This is a genomic window from Sphingobacterium sp. Lzh-3, from assembly GCF_046764375.1.
Classification (GTDB): domain Bacteria; phylum Bacteroidota; class Bacteroidia; order Sphingobacteriales; family Sphingobacteriaceae; genus Sphingobacterium.
The window spans coordinates 5,738,224-5,760,179 of the sequence record NZ_CP177226.1; the positions used below are offsets into that span (position 1 = coordinate 5,738,224).

Sequence of the window (21,956 nt, forward strand, 5' to 3'; positions counted from 1 at the left end):
AAATATATAAATATTTTTTAAAAGACTACCAATTTGATAGATTTAATAATATTTTTTTTTCAAAACCCAATTAACACTTAACTAACAGCTATTTAAATCAACAAAAAGGCTACTCGTAGTTCCCTCAGCATACAAAAGTCACGAAGCTAACCATCCTAATCACCAACTATCCAGCGAAAATCAAAAAGCAAAGCAATTTTATAAAAACGAAGATCTATGCCACGAATCTGAAAACAAACGCTACTCATAGCCCCTTGATGAAAAAGCATAAAAAAAGCCGTCCTAGTTGGACAGCCTTCTTTACAGTCATATAAAACGATCTATTTCACATTGAAACACTTAGCATCTTAGCGAAATAGCATCAGTGCAATCAATAAGGTAATAATAACATTAAAAGTCTGGGCAATCAGAAAAGCATATAGCGGTTTCTTGTTATCTTGCACAAAAAGATCCTTAAAGTTCGTTTCCAAACCAATGGATGTAAATGCCAAGGTAAACCAGAGGCCCTGTAAATTTTTCAAACTTCCTTTGACGGCATCAATCTTCTCGGGAGATATCACGAAGGAAAAGAGCAGCGATGCAAATACAAATCCCAACACAAACTTCGGGAAACGTTCCCATATAATTTTGAGCGTAGGCTTATCACGCTTGGTTTCATCATCAACCGATTTCGCATAAGTCCAATAAATACTGATTGCAAAAGCAGCCAGCCCCAACAATACGTTTTGTGAAAATTTCACAATGGTACTGATCTTCAACGCTTCTTCTCCTACCAGGGAACCTGAAGCCACAACAGCACCTGTTGTATCAATACTCCCGCCGAGCCAAGCACCGGTAACTTGTTGCGACAAGCCCATCCACTCCGCCATATAAGGCATGAAAATCATCATTGGAATCGCCGTAATAAGAACCAACGAAATGACATAGGAAAGTTTTTTGCTATCGCCTTTGATTGCTCCCGAAGTTGCTATCGCTGCGGAAACACCACAAATAGATACTGCACTCGACAGCATTAGGGACATCTCCTTGTCAATCTTTAACTTTTTACAGATCCAGAACGCAAAGTACCAAACAGACAGTACGACAGCCAGTGCTTGAATAAGCCCCAAGGATCCAGCTTTCAGGATATCCCCGAAGATCACTGTAGTTCCGAGCAGAATTAGGCCTATCTTGACATACAGCTCGGTACTGAGCGCCTCTTTAAACCAATTAGGCAGTTTAAAGCAATTGCTGATGACTAAACCGATAATCAAACTAAAAATTACAGCTTCGAGATTGTATTCTTTAACCGTTGCATTCCCTGCCAGCACCAATGCAAATACGGTAAGGATAAATACAACAGGAAATACAACGAATAAATATTTTACAGATTTCCCTAAAAGAAAAGCGCCCAATATCGCGGTAACGAATACAAAAATAAACTGCTCAAAAAGCTTCATTAAATTTGTCGGGTCGAAAACCGTTGCAACGAGTTCGGCGGAATTACTCCACGAAAAACTAGGTACCGGCGCAACAACTCCTGAGAGTGCGAGAAATATGGTAGCGATCCCCAAAATGACGACTACCCAGTCTTCTGTAAATGTAAATGATCTTGAAGATGTCATATAATGGTTAGGGTTTAAAAGGTTAAATTTAGCATAATTACAGTGACTTTCTAGGATTGTAACACAAAAATGGCCGAAGATTTCTCTCCGGCCATTAACCAAAACCAATAATCTATTATCAATCAAAAACAATATTTATTCTCATATATCAATTTCTTAGCGATTCGCTGACGTGCATCTTTCACATTAAATGGCTGTGCTTTCGTGAATCTGCGCAAACCAACCAACATCATATTCAGTTCATCACCTTCACCAAACGAATATAATGCTTCTTTACCGGCAGCGCTGATTTTATCAATAGCACCATACAGATAGATCTTAGCCATATCTTTTGCATAGTCTGCTTTATCAGATCCTGTATGCAGCAATTTTTCTGCACGTAACAAGACTGACTCGGTGATATAAACATACCCGATAATATCCGCAATATTCATGAGGATTTCCTCTTCTTTGGAAAGAGACATCATCAATTTTTGCACTGCTGCTCCCGCAATCAATAACCCAGCTTTTTTAAGGTTTGCCACAATTTTCTTTTCTGCAGCGAAAGGCGCATCGTCCTCTTCACCAAAATCCGGAATAGCGAGGAGCTCTCCAGCTACGGCTTGCGCAGGTCCCATTAGATCCAATTCACCTTTCATGGCCCGTTTTAACAGCATGTCAACGACAAGCAATCGATTCACTTCATTGGTACCTTCAAAGATCCTGTTGATCCGTGAATCCCGATAAGCGCGTTCCATTGGCGCATCTGCCGAGTAACCCATTCCACCATAAATCTGCACGCCTTCGTCAACCACATAATCCAACATCTCCGAGCACCATACTTTGATGATAGCGCACTCAATTGCAAACTGCTCCACAGACTTCAACTTTGCTTTTGCTTCATCCATACCGCCAGCAATCAATGCATCGTAGGCATCATCAATATTTTGACCGGCACGATACGATGCCGACTCCACAGCAAACAAACGTGTTGCCATCTCAGCCAGCTTATAACGAATGGCGCCAAATTTGGAAATCGGCAGATTAAACTGCACACGTTCATTGGCATACTGCACCGCATGGTTGATCACCATCCGTGCCGAACCTATCGTGGCAGCGCCTAGTTTTATACGACCAATATTCAGGATATTTACAGCAATCTTAAATCCATTTTCACGATCAGAAAGCATATTCTCTACAGGAACGGCGCAATCATTGAAAAAGATCTGTCGTGTTGAAGATCCCTTAATACCCAATTTATGTTCTTCGGGATTCATCGTGATGCCACCAAAGTCTTTCTCAACAATAAATGCTGTCAGGTTTTTATCATCATCGATTTTTGCAAATACGATGAAGATATCTGCAAAACCGCCGTTTGTAATCCACATTTTTTGTCCATTGATCAAATAATGTGTCCCCTCGGCATTTAATTTTGCGGAAGTACGACCCGAATTTGCATCCGATCCAGCATTGGGTTCCGTCAAACAATACGATGCCTTCCATTCACCGGTAGCAAGCTTTGGAACATATTTTGCCTTTTGGGCAGCATTACCATAATACAAAATAGGCAGCGTACCGATTCCCGTATGAGCAGACAATGCGACAGCAAAAGAAAACCCGCCACCTACCGCATCGGCAACAAGCATAGAAGTGTTGAAATTCTTGCCGAAACCACCATATTCTTCGGGAATAGAAACACCCAACATGCCCAGTTCACCGGCCTTATCCATCAAACTAGGCATAAGTCCTTCTTCTTGGGCATCGATACGGTCGAGCTTATTTAGTACTTCGGTATCCAGGAAATCCAAGCAGGTCTGACGAATCATTTTAGCTTCTTCATCAAATTCTTCCGGAATAAAAACGGCTGTATAGGGAGTCTCTCTAATCACGAACTCTCCGCCTTTAATTGCTTTATTTTCGCTCATTGTCTTTTTAGATTTATAGGGATCAGCAAATCACTGCTACGTGATGCTGCTGGCCACCATGTTTTTAAATACTTCTATGCGTTATGAGATCAGAGATCCATATTTCGTTTATATTGCTATTCTTAGCGGCTAATTTTAGTCCAATAACTCAAAAATACCAGCTGCTCCTTGACCAGTTCCGACACACATCGTCACCATGCCATATTTTTTGCCTCTGCGTTTCAACTCGTTTAAGACTTGGACCGTCAATTTAGCTCCTGTACATCCAAGAGGATGACCTAAAGCTATGGCACCGCCATTGACATTTACTTTCTCTTCGTCTAATCCAAGTTCACGAATAACGGCTAGCGATTGAGAGGCGAAAGCTTCATTCAACTCAAAGAGATCAATATCTTCCTGTTTAAGACCCGCTTTTGCCAAAGCCTTGGGTATGGCATAGATAGGTCCGATACCCATAATGCGAGGTGGAACACCTGCTACAGCAAAACTAACGAGCTTTGCTATAGGTTTTACACCAAGCTCTTTCACTTTTGCTTCAGACATCACCAAGACAAATGCAGCCCCATCAGAAGTTTGTGAGGAATTCCCTGCTGTCACGGAACCATTCGCTGCAAAAACTGGTTTTAATTTCCCTAAAGCCTCCAGGGAAGTATCGGCTCGAGGACCTTCATCCGTATCAACGACATATTCACGCGTTGCAATCTTGCCGTCTTTCAAATAATTTTCTTTTACGGTGATAGGTACGATACCATCTTTCAAATGACCATTTTGAATAGCTGCAACTGCCTTCTGATTTGATTTAAGGGCAAAAGCATCCTGATCTTCACGTGAGACATTGTAATCTTTGGCTACAGCTTCGGCAGTCAATCCCATACCCCAATACCAATCGGGATGCTCTTTTGCCACGACAGGATTAGGCACAATTTTCCAACCTCCAAAGGGCATTCCGGACATCACCTCTACCCCGCCGGCAATAATAACATCTGCCATCCCGGTCTTGATCTTTGCGACTGCTGTTGCAATAGTCTCCAAACCTGAAGCGCAGTACCGATTAACGGTTACCCCTGGGACCTTATCCGTATCCAATCCCATCAGTGAAATGAAACGCGCCATATTGAGTCCCTGCTCCGCTTCCGGCATGGCATTCCCAACGATGACATCGTCTATATCTTCTTTATTTAAATTTGGCACAGTGGATACAAGATGTTTAATAACATCCGTGGCTAAATCATCCGCCCGCATAAAGCGGAATACTCCCCGCGGCGCTTTGCCTACTGCTGTACGAAATCCTGCTACTATATATGCTTCCATTATTTTTAATTTTTTCGTGAGTAGTGATTTTTAGTTCCGTAAAGGCTTACCCTTGGTCAGCATAAATTGAATTCTTTCAAGCGTTTTGCGCTCGGCACAAAGCTCGAGGAAAGTTTTACGCTCTAGATCCAATAGATATTGTTCAGACACTTCGGTCGGTGACGATAAATTTCCACCACACATCACCCAGCCTAGTTTTTCTGAGATCTTTCGATCATAATCAGAAATATAATTACCTTCACGCATCGATGAAGCCCCCACATACACAATCCCTAATCCTTGGTTTCCTAAAACCTTGATATCATTGCGTGGAGCAGGCTGAACATAACCCTCATCAGCCAGTTCCAGTGCCTTTGCTTTGGCATCTGCCAAAAGGCGGGCACGGTTCATAGTAATTGCAAATTTATCTTTCTGCAAATAGCCGAGTTCATAGGCTTCATAAGCAGAAGTCGAAACTTTCGCTTGCCCAATGGTCAGGAATTTATCTTTTAAGGTGTTCTGCACAATCTGATCGTCCTTAAATTCCTCCGAGGCACGCAGTGTAAATTCTTTGGTTCCACCGCCACCGGGAATAACACCAACGCCAAGTTCAACCAAGCCCATATAGGTTTCGGCGTGAGCCTGCACAAAATCAGCATGCATGGAGAATTCACAGCCCCCACCGAGGGTCATTTGAAATGGCGCAACGACTACAGGTATTGACGAATAGCGTAAGCGCATGGATGTATTTTGAAAGGCACGAACGGCCATATTCAATTCATCAAAATCCTGTTCTACGGCCATCATGAAAATCATTCCAATGTTGGCGCCAGCAGAAAAGTTTTTTCCATCATTGGACACCACTAAACCGCGATATTCCTTTTCAGCGAGATCAATAGCTTTATTCAAGCCCTGGATAACATCACCGCCGATGGTATTCATTTTGGTATGAAATTCACAATTAATGATACCGTCGCCAAGATCAATAATAGAAACCCCCGTATTTTTCCAGATTGTTTTACTTTCCCGAATATGATCCAATACGATCAGATCTTCCGTTCCCGGAATAGCTTTATAAGATTTGGTTGCAATATCATAATAGTGACGTACACCATTTTCAATTTTATAGAATGATTCACATCCCGCTTCCAACATCTCGTGTACCCAGGAAGCAACCTCCCCATCCTGACCTGGAAGTCGTTTTTCTTCGGCCTTAATTTTAGCCAAGGTTTCGCGGACACCTAGCGCATCCCATACTTCAAATGGTCCTAACTCCCAACCAAATCCAGCACGCATGGCATCATCAATACGGAAGAAGTCATCTGTAATTTCGGGAACACGGCGCGATACATATTCAAACAAAGGATAATGCATGGCACGGAAAAGTTCCGCCGCTTTATCGCTTCCTTGTTCATAGACTTTCATCCGCTTGCGGATATCCTCCACAGGTTTGGTGGCTTCCAAAGTAGCTGATTTCACTTTTTGCTGTGAGCCAAATTCCAGTGTTTTTAGATTTAGAGACAAAATCTCCGAATTACCATCGGCAGCTTTTACTTTTTCATAAAACCCTTTCTTGGTTTTCTCACCCAACCATTTATTCTCTACCATCTTACTGATGAATGTTGGAAGTTGAAAGACACCCTTGGCTTCATCTTCAGGCGCATTCTGCGCCAGCCCATTGGCAACATTCACCAGGGTATCAAGCCCTACAACATCAGCCGTACGAAAAGTTGCCGATTTAGGATGCCCCATTGCGGGACCAGTATATTTGTCGACCTCTTCCACTGTCAACCCAAGAGGTTCCACCAAATGAGTAACCGCCAACATCGAATAAACACCGATACGGTTACCAATAAATGCAGGAGTATCTTTACATAATACAACCGATTTTCCCAGCATCTTATCGCCAAAGTGAAGAATAAAGTCAACGACCTCGGGCTTGGTGTGCGGTGTGGGAATAACCTCCAATAAAGGAAGATAGCGTGGCGGATTGAAGAAGTGTGTACCGCAGAAATGATCTTTAAAATCTTCACTTCTGTCCGCTGTCATTAAATGAATAGGAATACCAGAAGTATTGGAAGTAATCAATGTTCCAGGTTTACGAAATTGCTCAACACGCTCAAAAACAGACTTTTTAACATCAAGTCGCTCAACAACGACCTCTATGATCCAGTCCACATGAGCAATGTCTTTTAGATTATCATCAAAATTACCTGTTTTGATACGTCTGACAAATGACTTGCTATAAATTGGCGAAGGGTTTGTTTTTAAAGCCGTTTCTAGGGAGCTGTTGACAATTCGGTCCCGAACGACCTTACTCTCCAGCGTGAGACCTTTGGCTTGTTCCGCTGGCAGCAGTTCACGTGGAACGATATCCAACAATAAAACTTCAACACCAATGTTAGCAAAATGACAAGCAATTCGCGAGCCCATAACACCCGAACCGAGAACCGCCACTTTTCTAATATTTCTGTTCATCATAACATATTTATTATGCACTTCTGTACATTTGGTTTAACTTCTAAACGACTACTTCTTCCTTGTAACTGGTTGCAAGCTCATTGAGTTTCGCTAAAGAAGCAATCAATTGATCACGTTCATTTTCTGAAAAATTATCCGCTAAGTATTGATTGAAATTACGCACCACATCCTTGGCAATTCTTCTTTTCTCCCGACCCAATTCCGTCAGGTATACTTTTACTGACCGCTTGTCGGTCTCACTCGTCTCACGGTATATAAATCCCAATGACTCCAAATTATTCAACACCCGAGACAAACTAGTTGTTTTAACTCCTGTCAAATTTGCAATCTGAGAAACAGGTGTACCCTCTTTATGGATGTTAATCAAAATATAACCCGCAGCCTGGGTAAAACCGTACTGCGAAGCAATTTGATTATATTTATTGGCAATTGTCTGCCAACCTGTTTTTAAAAAATAGTCGATTGTCTGATTTTGGTTCATAAGCGTACTCACAAGCTATTTATTATGCTTGCATAACAAATATACCAGTTAGGAATCAGAATAACAAGATCCAAAATATAAATTTTGTCATATATTCGTCAGCATGACGCTGCTCTACATTTTTTAGCCGAAACGACCAATTATAGAAAATGTGGAAAACTTTTAAGCACTGAAATACAACCAAATAAAACAAAACACAAAACTTTTATTAACAGCTCCTGTTTAATAATCAAAATTAATTCCGTTAACTTTGTCCTGAACAAATATCAACATCGTATGGCTTTAGTAAACATACCTCGCTTGGACTTGCTACATTATACACAAGGAACCCAAGAACAACGAAATCAATTCATCCAAGATATTGGCAAGGCATTTAACGAAACAGGCTTTGTAACGATTGCAAATCATGGCTTATCAAAGGAGCTGATTGAAGAGTTATATCAGGTCGTTCCTGAATTTTTTGGTTTGCCGACCGAGACGAAGGAAAAATATGAATTTCCAGAACTTGCAGGTCAACGTGGCTATACAGCAAAAGGAAGAGAAAAAGCGAAAGATGCGAAGACTCCTGATTTAAAGGAATTTTGGCAACGTGGTCAAACGATCGTTGGTGAAGAATATTCCAAGACTGATTTTCCGGATAATCCTGAAGTAGCAGAGATCCCACGCTTTAATGGTGTGACCGCTGAGGTGTATAAAAAATTAGAAGATACAGGCCGGGAATTATTAAAAGCGATTGCTACCTACCTCGACCTGGAAGAAAATTACTTTGAAAAATATGTTATCAACGGTAATTCTATTTTACGTGCGATACATTACTTTCCAATCAGCGATCCTGACGCTTTAGCTCCTGATGCAGTACGTGCAGGAGCACACGAAGATATTAACCTCATCACCTTATTGATTGGTGCCAGTGCAGATGGACTTGAAGTATTGACAAAAGACGGAGAATGGTTCCCTATCAAAGCCAAAGGTGAAGATATTGTCATCAATGTGGGGGATATGCTGCAACGGTTAACAAACAATAAGTTGAAATCGACTACGCATCGTGTTGTAAACCCGCCGCGTGAAAAAATGGGCACTTCCCGTTTTTCTATTCCATTCTTTTTACATCCAAAATCCACCATGAGTCTGGCTTCATTGGATTCCTGCATCGATGCAGAACACCCAAAGGTCTACGAAGATTATACCGCTGGTCAGTACCTGGATGAACGTTTGAGAGAAATCGGATTAAAAATGTAAAACTCCGCTTCATTTAAATGAGCATAACAACATATAAAAAAGAAATGGCCGATCCTGGGATCGGCCATTTCTTTTTTATAGCTCGCTAAACTATTTCAATTTATATCCTATGCCAACATTCATAAAGATATTATGCAATCCGAAACTAATACTTTCAAATCCGGTTTTCATAATATTATTGAAACCATAATCTAACTGTGCTAACGCAAAGAACTTTTTGTCGATACTATAATGGGCTCCCAGACTCATGCCAACATCAATACTCCTTACGCTCTCCGAGAAATCATAATCGGCATTATCCACAACAATCTTATTCCCGGTGGGCTCTTCATGTCTAAGATAGCCATTGTAGGCCTCGCCATAGAATTGCTTTCTTACCGCAAAAGAAATATAAGGACCTGCCTGTACATTCCAACGATCTGAAAGCTGATAAGTCGCTTGAATCGGCACAGATAGATACAGATTATGTACTTTGGTTGTAATGTCGCCTGTATAATAACCTCGCAGCTCCTCTTTAGAATCGTTCACGGCGTTGAATGTCGTCTTGTATCCCTTCACACTCGCTTTTGTATCCATTCCCTTTCCTTCAAAGACGAGTCCCAAAGACACTCCCCATTGAGGATCAATACGATAGTTTGCCCTTGCTCCGACAAAAAAGGGAACATTCGGATTGTAGCTTTTAATTTTTCGGATTTCACGTGGCAATGAAAGCGGTGCGGCTCCGCCGATCTTACCGCCAACCATGACATCAAAACCCAATTTACCTTCATCCGCTGTATTTTCCTGCGCATTTGCAATAGATCCTGTCAAAACCAGCGCAAATAGTGCCATTGTATATTTTATCATTTTCATTATTTCTTCGTTACAATTTTGAGATCATCCACCGTCAGCTTACTACCGACAGCACCTATAAAATTATCACCATATTTACTCGAAGACATTACAATAGCAATGCTATAATCCAAATTGGCAACGTCAGCTTCGTTTACTTTCGCCGTGTACTTAAATGGCAATGTAAACTTGACAAAACCATCAGTTGTGGTTGCGCCCCCATTTTCCAGCCTAGCAATAGCCACTATACTTTGATCTTTCAGAATATTATGTCCCGTCAAATAGGAAACTTTCTTGTTGGGATCAGGCTCCGAATCCATCAGCTGCTTGCGGTTATAAAAAACCGCATAGATATCACAGGAATCTTTGGTATTGACAGGTTTCATGTTTTCATCCGTCACCGTCGCGCCAGGACTATATTTATAGTAACCTTCCAACGCCAACGGTATCTGATTGAAAGGAAGACCAAACTGTGTTGCCGAAAGTGGATCTGTCAATACAGGCCCCGTATCAAACGACCCGATAAAAAGATTTCCCGCTGCAATAGGCTTCTTGAACATCGCCCCAAAAGCACCGGTTAACTTCGTTTCCAATAAAGCTGCTTTCGATCCCGAATGTGCATCCGAACTCGTTTTAGTAGGATATGATTCAGGCTCCTTTGCACCTCCCCCTAAGCTCAATGTCAAGGAGAAACTTGGATTTCCGGAAGCCCAATTATAGAAATCCTGACCATCAATTTTATTGTAAAATATGGTGTATTTATCATCCTTATCGATCTCCGTATCTTCAAAACCATATTCTGTTGGAACAAATCCACCATCTGTTTTCACAATTTTAATCAGGTAGTTCTTTGTAAACTGACGATCTTCGGACGTAACTTTGTAATACACGCCGTTTTTTAACAATTCGTCGACAATCCCTTTATTCAGATCCTGTGTTCCGACGGGCATTTTCAAAGAATCTTTCAAAAGCTCAATGGAAGCTCCCGGAGTCAGATCAAAAGTCATATTCAACTTGGTAAGATCATGAATTTTGGGCTGGAGGTAAAGTGTAACTTGCGTATTTGAGATGACCGGATTTAGCAGGAAGACATCTTCGTCGGCATGAACACCGACAATATCCGCTTCCATATTGAGCGCTTCTTCCTTTATACAACTTCCCAAGCTGAAAAGAAGCATAAAACAGATTACCCACGAGTAATTTCGTGTTCGTTTCATAAAAATAATATTTAGTGTAAATTTAATGATCGTTGTATTGAGCAACACATCGATTTTGCAAAGCTAGCATTCCTCGCTCCAAAAACCGCCCTTTGAACAATTTTTCTCACCAAGCAACTAATTCTTTACACGTAAAATACATTTAACCCCTAATAATTTCCTGTCTGATCCTCGCGGGCAGACTTTCGACAATAAGTTGATAGCTATGCAAAATCAATTCTTCAAGCTTTCTATCGTCAAGTTCCCGGTTGGCAATAACGGTATTCCAATGCTTTTTATTCATATGATACCCTGGAAGTACCGTGTGTTCGTGCCTCTCACGCAGTTCAATTGCCCACTCCGGATTACACTTTACATTAAACCGCAGCTCATCAATCTGATCCAGCCCCACCAATAAAAAAATCTTGCCGCCAACCTTAAATACCAGTGTATCCGGACCAAATGGTGTCTCTTCCATAACTGGTCCAATAGATAAACAATACTCCCTCAGATCTTCAATGTTCATATTTTTCTAGTTTTAGTTATTGATCAAGCCAAATTAAATGTCCTCCATAAAATGGACAATAATTCATATAAAGCTAACAAAAACAGCGGGTCGTTTTACTTAAAATCTTTTAATCTTTCGCAAAGGTGATATTAAACCTATTGCCAATAAAGCAATACGGATACATAGAAAAACAATAGCCGAATAAACTGGACTTAGACAAGGAAACAAGTATAGGCCAACTTCAGCATTTATAGGGAGTATCGACGGATATGAAGCGGTGCTTGTTCGGATCTTCTTCGCTTGCAACCGAAGAAGCACCGAACAAGCACCGAGGAAGTACCGAACAAGCACCGAACAAACAGCGATAAAAGGCAGAATGTCTTATACTGTAATAGGCTTACATATACCGAAGTTAAACGCGGCTTGTTATGGCGAATTCTTTCACTTTTTCAAACCATGCTCAGGAAAGACCAGGTCTACTCCTGAGATGATTATCTGGTTAAACTTAAAAATCGCCAGTCTATTAAAAAGATGTATTTTTTCTTATTTTTCAAGCAGCGCCTGGATTTCCTTTTGGATTTCGGTTCCTTTATCGGCATTGTACCACTTTTGAATCTCCTCTTTGATTTCGGAGAAATCTGCCCCTTGCGCTTTCATAGCTAAAAACAGTTCCTGGCAGGCTTGCGGTCGTGGACCCCAGACAGCCAGATCCTGCCCCTGCTCATTCCGTATCACTAGAATTGGAATGGATTTACCGCCGTTGGTTAAATAAGAATCGATCAGAAACGGAGCGCTGTCACGCAGTTGGATATCCACCGTGACATTGGGATTTTTTGAGGCCATCTTTGCTAGCATAGGCACCGAATGCGCTGCGTCCCCGCACCAAGGTTCAGTAATAATGATCCATTGTTGCTTTTCAGTAATTGAATCCACAAACTGTTCAAAAGTCGACGTTGGTTCAAAGCGTTTTAACCAACGGCCCATTCTTGTCCAATTCATTTTTGTGTACTGATAATATTCATCATCTTGATAGGTAGGGTGATTCTCAGGATGATTTAAGATATCTTCGAATTGTTGTAGATAATTTTCAAACGTCATAATACCAATTTTGTGCAAAGGTAAATTTTACTTCTAACTTTCTCAAACAACCTTCCGCCAACAATCTGTATTGAATGCAATAAAAAATAGGGTGCTCAAAAAGCAGATATATAGCACGAAAAAAATGTGATTTCCTCTACCTTATATACCAAAGATTTTACATTCAGAAGAGATGTTTTACATTTATTAACGATTAAGTAAATTATATTTGAAAGATACAACCCGTACATGAAAAGATTAGTTCAATTAATACTTTTACTATTTATCGTCATCAACAGTGCTTACGCCCAAATAAACATCAAGGGGAGGATTCTGGATAAGGCAGATGACAAGCCCCTGACCAATGCTTCCATTATTTTACTGAACCGCGATTCAGTCCTCCGTTATTTTAACCGAGCCAATGAAGAGGGAAAATTCCAGGTCAAAAATATCAAACCCGGGAGCTACATTATTTTGGCCACGTACCCCAAGTTTGAACTCTACAGTGATACGATCCAAATTGCAGACAAAGATCTCGATCTGCATGATATCAAAATAAATTCCCAAAGAAATGTTTTGCAGGAGGTGATTGTCACCCGACGTCTTCCAATTACACTGAAAGGCGACACCATCGAATATGATGCGGCGAGTTTTGCAACAGAAAAGAATGCGAAGTTAGAGGATTTACTACGCCGTCTACCCGGTTTTACGGTTACGGGAGATGGAAGTATCACTGCCCAAGGGAAATCAGTACAGAAGGTTTTTATTGATGGGGAAGAATTTTTTGGTTATGACCCCAAGATAGCCATTCGAAACGTACGGGCAGATGCCGTTGACAAGGTGCAGCTCTATGAGAAAAAATCGGAGGAGGCAGAACTGTCAGGCATCGATGATGGCGTAAGAATCCAGACAGTTAACGTTGTACTCAAAGAGAAAGCAAGAAAGGGTGTCTTTGGAAACATGGAAGCATTGGCTGGATCAAAAGAACTGTATGCGGGAAATCTCTTTGCGGCCAAATTTAATAAGACTGAGCGGATTGGCATCACCGCGAGTCACAACAACATGGGCAGTTCAAGCGGCCGTGAGGGCTCTCTACGCATGAACAACCAAATTACGGGCGAACCACTGAACACCAACCTTGGTGCCAACTATGAAAATCAGTTCTTCAAAAAAGCCCTAAAAGTCAATGCCAACTATGGTTACGACAACAACAGCAACAGGAACCACTCCGAGACTTACAATAAAAATGTGCTGCCAGACGAGTCCATTCAGGAAAAAAACAGCAAAAACGATAATGAAAGGCATAGTCGAAGCAATGGTTTAAGGTCAAACCTTAACATGCGACTGGATTCCACGCAAACTATGGAACTTCAATCCAATGCCAATTGGGCAACCAACGCTAATCTAACCTATACAGACAGCAAAACGGGCGATGAATCAGGCAATCCAATAAGCGACTTTAGGGAGAACAATCAATCCAATTCTTCAAGCTCCAGCAGTAATTTCCGTCTAAATTATAGAAAACGATTGAAAGCGGGTCGTTCTGTCAACCTAATGATCGGAAATAACCACAAAGAGTCAAATTCAGACAGCAAAGTCTATTCGCGAACCTATTTCTACAAAACAGGAGATAGCACAATTATTGACCAGGATCGGCACGGACGAAATAAAGGAAATGACTTCAACTCGTCAATTAACTTCAACAACCGAATCAGCGATTACATTAATTTGGCGCTGGGGTATAGCTTTAATCATTCGAAGAACACCAATACACAAAATTCAATAAACAATATCACGCAAAAGTTTGATTCGCTGTATTCTCAAAATCAGATTGACAATAATACCAATCAAGGTGTTAATATTAACTTTTCTTACCGTAAAGAAAAGCTGGAAATCAATTTTTCAAACCGTACGTTCTACAAGAATCAAAAGTTAAATGATAGTTACAGGTCAATTGATCTTGCCCGGAATTTTTGGGACAACAATTTAAATGTGGATGCGAATTATCGCCTTTCAAATAGCAAAAATATACGTTTGGCTTATCAAAGTTCGAATATCATCCCATCCTTTGATCAGCTACAACCACTGCAACCTCAGACCAACCCTTTGTTTCAACAAATTGGTAATCCTGACCTGAAACGTGCGGTGAACAATAATATTTCGGCCAATTATAATGCTTTCAGTTTATTGAAAGGAACCAATATCAATATCAACGGAAACTTATCTTTCGTCAATAATCCGATTGTCAACAAAACAACCATACTGGACAACTCTGCCCAGATCAGTACTTACGAAAATCTATCCGGTAAATCCAATTGGAATGGCGGTCTGAATATCAACCATATGCAGCCTTTGGCCAATCGCCGTATCAACTTTAACAAAAGTGCAAATGTTAGATTTAACAACAGCTATAGCTATACCAAATTTGAAGGCGGACAGTCCGGCGGCGAGTTTTTGCTGAACAATGCAAAGAATACCAACTTTAGCCTAGGTTCAAGCTTAAATGAACAAGATTCAGAAGGCTTCGATTTCGACCTTTCTGCAAACGCCGGCTTTAATATCCAGCAAAACTCGATCAACACACAATACAACGCAACAAGTTTTCAAGGTGGGACTTCAGCCTATGTCAAATACTTTCTACCGAAGAAGTTTAATATCATGGCCAACATTTTCTATAGCTATACAGGACCTACAAAACTTTACAAGAAATCAATCAATCAATTTTATACCAATATCGAATTGGAGAAAAAAGTACTGAAAGATGAGAGCATGACACTTAGCGTAAAGGCCTTTGACCTTTTCAATACCTTTAACAACACACGCCGTAATTCAAATGACACCAACTATTCCGAATCTGTTCAACAGGTATTGACGCAGTATTTTTTGGTCGGTGTAAAATGGGATTTCAACAAATATCTAGGGAAAGGAAATGATTAAAAAAATATATTTAACACTAATCATCTGCTGCTTGTATGGTTTATCGCTTCAGGCGCAATACGCCTATTTTGGAAGTAGGGGTACCATTAGTTTTGACAAAGTCACCTACACAAAAGCACGCCTGCGGCAGATGTCCAACGACATGAACTCGAAAGGAATGGACAGGGGTATGGGAATGATGGAATATCTCGACAAGGTACCGGATTCACATACAGAAAAGTTAAACTTTTACTTTGATGAGAATTCTACCGTGTTGATGCCCGAGGAAAGCCAGGGTACCGAAAAACAACGTGCTGAAGTAAAAATGGCAGCACCTACAATAACTTCGGCAAATGGCCGAGGGGGCAGATCTCAGGGCGCGGCCAGAAGCGGAGGAAACCAAAGAGGACAATTTAGAGGTGGGGCCAACAAGAACGGCAAAGTCCTCTACCAGGATCTGAAAGCTGGTACAGCAGACATCCAGCTTGACATCGACGAAAAATACATTCTTTCGGAAACATTGGACAGCATCACTTGGCGTTTCACGGAGGAGTTCCGCAATATTGCTGGTGTAAACTGCCGCAGAGTCAACGGTGCCACCAAAGACTCACTCTATCTGATTGCTTACTATTCCGAAGAAATCCCAGTATCGGCAGGACCAGCCTTGAGCCACGGCCTTCCAGGAATGATATTGGGGCTCGTCATCCCAGAAATGCACATTCAATATTGGGCTACAAATATCGCCTATACCAATAAACTTGTTCCTTCTGATTGGCGGGATAAGAAATCAAAAAAAATGAAACTTGCTGAATTCTCGGAAATCTTTGGCAGATATATGCCACGCAATCGCCAAAACGAGTCAGCAAAAAAAAGGATATTAGAGCAACTGGTGTATTGAAAATGTCAGTTTGGCAGTACCTAAAGACAAATTGATGACAAATAGTGTTTTTTTTACAAAACTTTTGGATTGGCATAAGGGTTGATAATAGACTGATAGAATTTATTTAAGTAAAAAATTAAAACACAAGATATGTCTAAAATTATAGGAATTGACTTAGGTACTACAAACTCATGTGTTGCCGTAATGGAAGGTAACGAGCCTGTAGTAATTACGAACAACGAAGGTAAACGTACAACTCCTTCGATCGTAGCTTTCGTAGAAGGTGGCGAGCGCAAAGTTGGGGACCCAGCAAAGCGTCAAGCAATTACTAACCCGCATAAAACTATTTATTCCATCAAACGTTTTATGGGACTTTCATACGATGAAGCTGTGAAAGAAGCTGAACACGTACCTTATAAAATCGTTAAAGGTGACAACAATACACCTCGTGTAGAAATTGATGACCGCAAATATACACCACAAGAGATCTCTGCAATGATTCTTCAAAAAATGAAGAAAACAGCTGAGGATTTCTTAGGTCAAGAAGTAACTGAAGCTGTTATTACAGTTCCTGCATATTTCAACGACGCACAACGTCAAGCAACAAAAGAAGCTGGTGAAATCGCTGGTTTATCTGTAAAACGTATCATCAACGAACCTACAGCTGCAGCTTTAGCTTACGGTTTGGACAAAGCACACAAAGACATGAAAATTGTTGTGTTTGACTGTGGTGGTGGTACACATGACGTTTCGGTATTGGAATTAGGTGACGGTGTATTTGAAGTTAAATCTACTGACGGTGATACACACTTAGGTGGTGATGACTTTGATAACGTAATCATCAACTGGTTGAACGAAGAATTCAAAAGTGAAAACAATGGCTTTGACTTGAAAAAAGACCCAATGGCGTTGCAACGTTTGAAAGAAGCTGCTGAGAAAGCGAAAATTGAATTATCAAGCGCAACTTCTACTGAAATCAACTTGCCATATATCACTGCTGATGCAACTGGTCCAAAACACTTAGTTCGTTCATTATCACGCGCTAAATTTGAGGCTTTGGCAGCTGACTTGATCAAGAGAACAATTGCTCCTTGTGAGTCTGCATTGAAAAATGCTGGTTTCAGCAAATCTGATATTGACGAAATTATCTTAGTAGGTGGTTCTACGCGTATCCCTGCAATCGTTGATGCTGTAAAAGCATTCTTCGGAAAAGAGCCTTCTAAAGGTGTAAACCCGGATGAAGTTGTCGCTTTAGGTGCTGCTATCCAAGGTGGTGTATTGACAGGTGAAGTAAAAGACGTTTTATTATTGGATGTTACTCCACTTTCATTAGGTATTGAGACAATGGGTGGCGTGATGACTAAATTGATCGAAGCAAATACAACAATTCCAACTAAAAAATCGGAAACGTTCTCTACTGCTTCAGACAATCAGCCATCTGTAGAAATTCACATCTTACAAGGTGAGCGTCCTATGGCAAACCAAAACCGTACAATCGGCCGTTTCCATTTGAATGACATTCCACCAGCTCCTCGTGGCGTTCCTCAAATCGAAGTTACTTTTGATATTGATGCGAATGGTATCATCAAAGTATCTGCAAAAGATAAAGCTACTGGAAAAGAACAAAATATCCGTATCGAAGCATCTTCAGGTTTGTCTGACGACGAAATCAAACGCATGAAAGAAGAAGCTGAAGCAAATGCTGATGCTGACAAAAAAATGAAAGAAGAAGCTGACAAAGTAAATGCAGCTGACGCTTTAATCTTCTCAACTGAAAAACAATTGAAAGAATATGGCGATAAAATTTCAGCAGATAAAAAAGCGCCAATTGAAGCTGGCTTAACAAAATTAAAAGCTGCTTACGAAGCGAAAAACTTTGCTGATATCGACGCTGCTTCTGAAGAATTGCAAAATGCTTGGAATGCTGCCTCTGAAGAAATGTATGCTGCTTCTCAAGGTGGTGCACAACAACCTCAAGGTGATGCAGGTCAAGCTCAAGGTGGAAACCAAGGTGGTGATGATGTAACTGACGTAGATTACGAAGAAGTGAAGTAATCACTCCTCCTCATAAAAAAAGCTCCGGGATTGATCCTGGAGCTTTTTTTATGTCTATCATTTTCACGATCTCACTTCACATTCAGCGCGATCCTGCTTATGGATTTCTAGCTACTTCTTCTTCTTATAGTGACTTAATATCCCTTTATCCAATGTCGCCCATATACCTGCTGGCATAGCCGCCTTCTTTAAGGCATTATTTGTCCAGGTATTGCAAGAATAAAACATGCTATAGGCTCCCTTTGCTTCATAAAAAGCGTCTGAGTCACCATACTGTGCATCTGTTTTCACCAAAATAGTTTCCGCTTGATTTCGATCCAACGAATCTTCTATATATTTTATCAGATCCCGGTATTGGGATCTACTGATTTGATAAGCAAAACATAACTCATCCTGCTGAACCGAATTGTAATAGGTCACATGAATGGCAGACTCCCCCAATCCAAAGGCCGCAACAAAGGCCGTCGATGCTTTTAAATCCTTCCATTCTGGTGTATCCAGATAGAATCCTTTATCACCCCAACCGATCCCCACATACCGATATCCGCTATGTTTCCCAACCGTATTCCCATAAGGAAATAGTTGCGACCAATCCATATCTTCGTTAACGACAGGCAATACAATATCGGTATGAATACCATTGGACTGAACAAAAACCTGAATCGTCTTCTCTTCGTCTATATTCTTCTTTGGAGCCGAAATTCTTGACAGACTGTATTCAGCAACAATATAGAGCACACAAAAAGACAACAATCCTAAAATAATATAACCAAACACCTTAAGAATTTTTTTCATCTAAGATCTATTTCCGCTCAATTAATCTAGCGCACAGGTCAAAAAAAAACCTGTATTGCTTGACAATACAGGTGAAAGATAAGCTATTTCTTTTAGCTCTTAAAATAACTTTTCAGGATATATTCCATCAGCTACTAATTTCGAAATCGATTCTTGTACGATAGGTTTATCTTCTTTATAAGTTACGCCAAACCATTTCGAAGAAGTTGGGATCACTTTAAAATCAGCCAACTTATGTTTCACCATATAATCCGGTACGGAAGGGATGAAAAATTCTGCTTTTAAATTCTCCTTATTTTCCTCAACAAATGCAGGGAACATCGCCTGCGCCACTTCGAAAATCTTTGGTGTAAAACCCCAAAAATTCATCGAAACGCGGGTTTTTGGATCTAGGTCTGTTTCAACACCATTTTCTTCATAAACGATTTTGCGATCGTCACCTTCACCTTTGTAGTATATATTTGTACGTTCAGTCACACTTTCCATGTGACCAGAAGGGGTAACCTCACATACTCCGCGTGAAACATAACCATAATCAGACATGGTATTTCCAACCTGGAAGCCCATCAATGACATTTGCTCATCAGAAACTTCGGTTGTTAAGAATTGGGCCATTTTTTGAAAAGAATCCGAACCATAGAAATCGTCAGCATTGATCACACAAAAAGGTTCATGCACTTTATCCTTAGCGCTCATCACCGCATGGGCAGTACCCCAAGGTTTAGTTCTTTCAATAACGTGGTTAACACCGAATTTCGTTAGGTCAAAATCTTGAAAAGCGTAATCTACTTCTATTTTACCTTTCAATTTTTCATCAAATACCGATTTCATCTTTTCCAGAAATTCTTCCCGGATAATGAACACAACTTTTCCGAATCCTGCGCGAATGGCATCGTAAATTGAATAGTCAATAATTGTCTCGCCGTGTGGGCCAAAACCGTCTACTTGTTTTAAAGAACCATACCGGCTAGCCATACCTGCTGCCAAAATCAAAAGGGTTGGTTTACTCATATTTAAATTGCGTTAATAGAATTTTCTTTTCGTCCGCAAACTTAGCTAAATTTGCCCTTAAAAGCAAATTTAGCTAAGTTCAGCTCCACCTTCAAAGGTATAGTATTGAAACGAAAAGAATCAAAAAATTAGTATTATTTCTTTTTTAAGAATGCGTTTAATAATCCCGTCGCTAGTTTGCCCAAAAACTTAACTCCTTCCCGTGCGAGAGTCGTTGTCGCAGTTCGTTGTGCAGCCTCCAAAGGCGTCTGTCTCCGGGAAGAGGGCCGACTTGCCTTCTCTGCTTCTTTTTCCTGCGCCGCACGTTGTTGCTCCTGCTCCGCAGCCTGCATTCTTTCGTCTATGATTTCAGCCGCAGAACGATTTTCCTGTCGCTCCTGGTACTTAGCTTTCAAATCAGACTGATTGATAATCTGGCTGATTGTTGCATCAGCTGCAGGCCCCATAATGGCACGTGCCGGCACCAAATGCGTAGCAACAACCTCTGTCGGAATACCTTTGTCATTCAATACGGTAATCAATGCCTGTCCCGTCCCCAAAGCGGTCAACACCTGATCAATTTCATAAAAATCAGATTTTGGATAGGTTTTAACTGTCTTCTTTAAGTTTTCAGCATCGTTGGGTGTAAAGGCACGCAATGCATGCTGCACCCGGTTTCCCAATTGCGCCAATACAGACTCCGGCACATCGGTTGGAGACTGTGTACAGAAGAAAACACCTATCCCCTTCGAACGGATAAGACGAATAATCTGATCCACTTGTGTCAAAAAGGCTTTAGGAGCTCCGTTGAACAGCAGATGGGCTTCATCAAAGAAAAAGACCAGCTTCGGTTTATCCAGGTCGCCTACTTCGGGCATATTTTTAAACAATTGTGCTAACAAACTCAATAAGAATGTAGAATACAGTATGGGTTGATCTTGCACATCGGAAATATTCAACAGGCTAATCACGCCTTTCCCATCCACTTTTTGAAACAAATCGTTGATATCAAACTCTTTTTCGCCAAAGATGTGAGCCAAACCTTGCTGCTCCAAGGCGACGATCTTACGCAGGATAGTTCCCGAGCTTGCGGAACTAATCTTACCATAATCGCTTTTGATTTCTTCGCTACCAGGTCCTTCTGAAAGGTAGCTTAGCAGTTTTTTGGTATCTGAAAAATCGATCAATGGCATTTGATGATCTTGCGCATATTTAAACATTGCGGCCAATACCCCTGTTTGTGTTTCATTGAGCTCCAGGATCCGGCCCAGCAAGACCGGTCCGAAATCTTCTATGGTAATCCGCATAGGAATCCCCTTATTGCCAGAAAGTGAATACAGTTCAACGGGAAACGACGACGGCTCAAACGGCACGCCCACGGCGTTTCCCCGATCAATAAGGGCTTGATTGGTGACACCTGGTTCTGCTAAGCCTGATAAATCGCCCTTGACATCCAGCATAAATACAGGTACAGAGGCATCCGACAACTGTTCGGCGATCAATTGTAGCGTCCGCGTTTTACCGGTTCCGGTAGCCCCGGCAATAAGTCCGTGACGGTTCATCATTTTCAAGGCTAAATTCACTTTTGCCTCTGCCAAAATTTCACCATTGAGCATTCCCGCCCCCAGATAGATAAATGCTCCCTTGGGATTATAGGAGGCCTGGACCTTCTCAATAAATTGTTCTTTATTTGCCATACGAAAGGCTTA

16 protein-coding genes are annotated in these 21,956 nt (G+C 41.0%); 4 read left to right on the plus strand and 12 right to left on the minus strand.

Annotation, left to right across the window (positions count from 1 at the left end):
* Positions 1-347 precede the first annotated feature (347 nt).
* The 5 genes from ACLCDV_RS24050 to ACLCDV_RS24070 all read right to left on the minus strand — a co-directional run bounded on the left by ACLCDV_RS24050 (position 348) and on the right by ACLCDV_RS24070 (position 7,760).
* A complete protein-coding gene (locus tag ACLCDV_RS24050) occupies positions 348-1,604 on the minus strand; it encodes a YeiH family protein (RefSeq protein ID WP_411972425.1) in 1,257 nt (418 codons plus the stop codon).
* 122 nt (positions 1,605-1,726) lie between these two features.
* On the minus strand, positions 1,727-3,508 hold the full coding sequence (locus ACLCDV_RS24055) for an acyl-CoA dehydrogenase family protein (RefSeq protein WP_411972426.1): 1,782 nt from the start codon (positions 3,506-3,508) through the stop codon (positions 1,727-1,729).
* Positions 3,509-3,643: 135 nt separating this feature from the next.
* On the minus strand, positions 3,644-4,819 hold the full coding sequence (locus ACLCDV_RS24060) for an acetyl-CoA C-acyltransferase (RefSeq protein ID WP_294185297.1): 1,176 nt from the start codon (positions 4,817-4,819) through the stop codon (positions 3,644-3,646).
* Positions 4,820-4,849: 30 nt separating this feature from the next.
* Entirely contained in the window at positions 4,850-7,279 is a 2,430-nt protein-coding gene (locus ACLCDV_RS24065; RefSeq protein WP_411972427.1) for a 3-hydroxyacyl-CoA dehydrogenase NAD-binding domain-containing protein, read from the minus strand.
* Between the two features lie 40 nt (positions 7,280-7,319).
* Positions 7,320-7,760 carry a MarR family winged helix-turn-helix transcriptional regulator gene (locus ACLCDV_RS24070; RefSeq protein ID WP_120335065.1) on the minus strand — a complete coding sequence of 147 codons (441 nt, stop codon included), beginning with the start codon at positions 7,758-7,760 and terminating at the stop codon, positions 7,320-7,322.
* Positions 7,761-8,036: 276 nt separating this feature from the next.
* Between ACLCDV_RS24070 and ACLCDV_RS24075 the strand changes: the two genes are divergently transcribed.
* Positions 8,037-8,999 carry an isopenicillin N synthase family dioxygenase gene (locus ACLCDV_RS24075; RefSeq protein ID WP_317669304.1) on the plus strand — a complete coding sequence of 321 codons (963 nt, stop codon included), beginning with the start codon at positions 8,037-8,039 and terminating at the stop codon, positions 8,997-8,999.
* Positions 9,000-9,089: 90 nt separating this feature from the next.
* On the opposite strand, the gene ACLCDV_RS24080 is transcribed toward ACLCDV_RS24075, so the two are convergent.
* The 4 genes from ACLCDV_RS24080 to ACLCDV_RS24095 all read right to left on the minus strand — a co-directional run bounded on the left by ACLCDV_RS24080 (position 9,090) and on the right by ACLCDV_RS24095 (position 12,632).
* Positions 9,090-9,845, minus strand: a complete 756-nt coding sequence (locus tag ACLCDV_RS24080) for a porin family protein (RefSeq protein ID WP_411972428.1) — start codon at positions 9,843-9,845, stop codon at positions 9,090-9,092.
* Between the two features lie 5 nt (positions 9,846-9,850).
* The gene (locus ACLCDV_RS24085; protein ID WP_411972429.1) at positions 9,851-11,047 is read right to left on the minus strand and encodes a PCMD domain-containing protein; all 1,197 of its coding nucleotides are present in this window, start codon (positions 11,045-11,047) and stop codon (positions 9,851-9,853) included.
* Positions 11,048-11,189: 142 nt separating this feature from the next.
* Complete coding sequence (locus tag ACLCDV_RS24090) at positions 11,190-11,552, minus strand: MmcQ/YjbR family DNA-binding protein (RefSeq protein ID WP_317669300.1); 363 nt, start codon at positions 11,550-11,552, stop codon at positions 11,190-11,192.
* Positions 11,553-12,077: 525 nt separating this feature from the next.
* Complete coding sequence (locus tag ACLCDV_RS24095; RefSeq protein WP_411972430.1) at positions 12,078-12,632, minus strand: thioredoxin family protein; 555 nt, start codon at positions 12,630-12,632, stop codon at positions 12,078-12,080.
* Positions 12,633-12,860: 228 nt separating this feature from the next.
* Between ACLCDV_RS24095 and ACLCDV_RS24100 the strand changes: the two genes are divergently transcribed.
* The 3 genes from ACLCDV_RS24100 to dnaK all read left to right on the plus strand — a co-directional run bounded on the left by ACLCDV_RS24100 (position 12,861) and on the right by dnaK (position 18,462).
* The gene (locus ACLCDV_RS24100; RefSeq protein WP_411972431.1) at positions 12,861-15,548 is read left to right on the plus strand and encodes a TonB-dependent receptor; all 2,688 of its coding nucleotides are present in this window, start codon (positions 12,861-12,863) and stop codon (positions 15,546-15,548) included.
* Entirely contained in the window at positions 15,541-16,425 is an 885-nt protein-coding gene (locus tag ACLCDV_RS24105; RefSeq protein WP_333577185.1) for a GLPGLI family protein, read from the plus strand. The genes ACLCDV_RS24100 and ACLCDV_RS24105 overlap by 8 nt, the downstream gene beginning before the upstream one ends.
* Before the next feature lie 132 nt (positions 16,426-16,557).
* The gene (gene dnaK / locus ACLCDV_RS24110) at positions 16,558-18,462 is read left to right on the plus strand and encodes a molecular chaperone DnaK (RefSeq protein ID WP_075994436.1); all 1,905 of its coding nucleotides are present in this window, start codon (positions 16,558-16,560) and stop codon (positions 18,460-18,462) included.
* A 111-nt stretch (positions 18,463-18,573) separates the two neighbouring features.
* Here dnaK and ACLCDV_RS24115 read toward each other — a convergent pair whose 3' ends face one another.
* The 3 genes from ACLCDV_RS24115 to ACLCDV_RS24125 form a co-directional block, all read right to left on the minus strand.
* On the minus strand, positions 18,574-19,257 hold the full coding sequence (locus ACLCDV_RS24115; RefSeq protein ID WP_411972432.1) for a TIGR02117 family protein: 684 nt from the start codon (positions 19,255-19,257) through the stop codon (positions 18,574-18,576).
* 99 nt (positions 19,258-19,356) lie between these two features.
* Complete coding sequence (locus ACLCDV_RS24120; protein ID WP_120335075.1) at positions 19,357-20,268, minus strand: sugar phosphate nucleotidyltransferase; 912 nt, start codon at positions 20,266-20,268, stop codon at positions 19,357-19,359.
* 134 nt (positions 20,269-20,402) lie between these two features.
* Positions 20,403-21,944, minus strand: coding sequence for a helicase HerA-like domain-containing protein (locus ACLCDV_RS24125; protein WP_411972433.1), 1,542 nt, complete (start codon positions 21,942-21,944; stop codon positions 20,403-20,405).
* Positions 21,945-21,956 lie beyond the last annotated feature (12 nt).

Excerpts from the sequence above, each read along its gene's own strand:
- ACLCDV_RS24075 (WP_317669304.1), top strand. The coding sequence starts at position 8,037 with ATGGCTTTAGTAAACATACCTCGCTTGGACTTGCTACATTATACACAA.
- ACLCDV_RS24125 (WP_411972433.1), bottom strand. The coding sequence starts at position 21,944 with ATGGCAAATAAAGAACAATTTATTGAGAAGGTCCAGGCCTCCTATAAT.
- ACLCDV_RS24095 (WP_411972430.1), bottom strand. The coding sequence starts at position 12,632 with ATGACGTTTGAAAATTATCTACAACAATTCGAAGATATCTTAAATCAT.
- ACLCDV_RS24105 (WP_333577185.1), top strand. The coding sequence starts at position 15,541 with ATGATTAAAAAAATATATTTAACACTAATCATCTGCTGCTTGTATGGT.
- ACLCDV_RS24100 (WP_411972431.1), top strand. The coding sequence starts at position 12,861 with ATGAAAAGATTAGTTCAATTAATACTTTTACTATTTATCGTCATCAAC.
- ACLCDV_RS24085 (WP_411972429.1), bottom strand. The coding sequence starts at position 11,047 with ATGAAACGAACACGAAATTACTCGTGGGTAATCTGTTTTATGCTTCTT.
- ACLCDV_RS24120 (WP_120335075.1), bottom strand. The coding sequence starts at position 20,268 with ATGAGTAAACCAACCCTTTTGATTTTGGCAGCAGGTATGGCTAGCCGG.
- ACLCDV_RS24115 (WP_411972432.1), bottom strand. The coding sequence starts at position 19,257 with ATGAAAAAAATTCTTAAGGTGTTTGGTTATATTATTTTAGGATTGTTG.
- ACLCDV_RS24060 (WP_294185297.1), bottom strand. The coding sequence starts at position 4,819 with ATGGAAGCATATATAGTAGCAGGATTTCGTACAGCAGTAGGCAAAGCG.
- ACLCDV_RS24055 (WP_411972426.1), bottom strand. The coding sequence starts at position 3,508 with ATGAGCGAAAATAAAGCAATTAAAGGCGGAGAGTTCGTGATTAGAGAG.
- ACLCDV_RS24070 (WP_120335065.1), bottom strand. The coding sequence starts at position 7,760 with ATGAACCAAAATCAGACAATCGACTATTTTTTAAAAACAGGTTGGCAG.
- ACLCDV_RS24080 (WP_411972428.1), bottom strand. The coding sequence starts at position 9,845 with ATGATAAAATATACAATGGCACTATTTGCGCTGGTTTTGACAGGATCT.
- dnaK (WP_075994436.1), top strand. The coding sequence starts at position 16,558 with ATGTCTAAAATTATAGGAATTGACTTAGGTACTACAAACTCATGTGTT.
- ACLCDV_RS24050 (WP_411972425.1), bottom strand. The coding sequence starts at position 1,604 with ATGACATCTTCAAGATCATTTACATTTACAGAAGACTGGGTAGTCGTC.
- ACLCDV_RS24065 (WP_411972427.1), bottom strand. The coding sequence starts at position 7,279 with ATGATGAACAGAAATATTAGAAAAGTGGCGGTTCTCGGTTCGGGTGTT.
- ACLCDV_RS24090 (WP_317669300.1), bottom strand. The coding sequence starts at position 11,552 with ATGAACATTGAAGATCTGAGGGAGTATTGTTTATCTATTGGACCAGTT.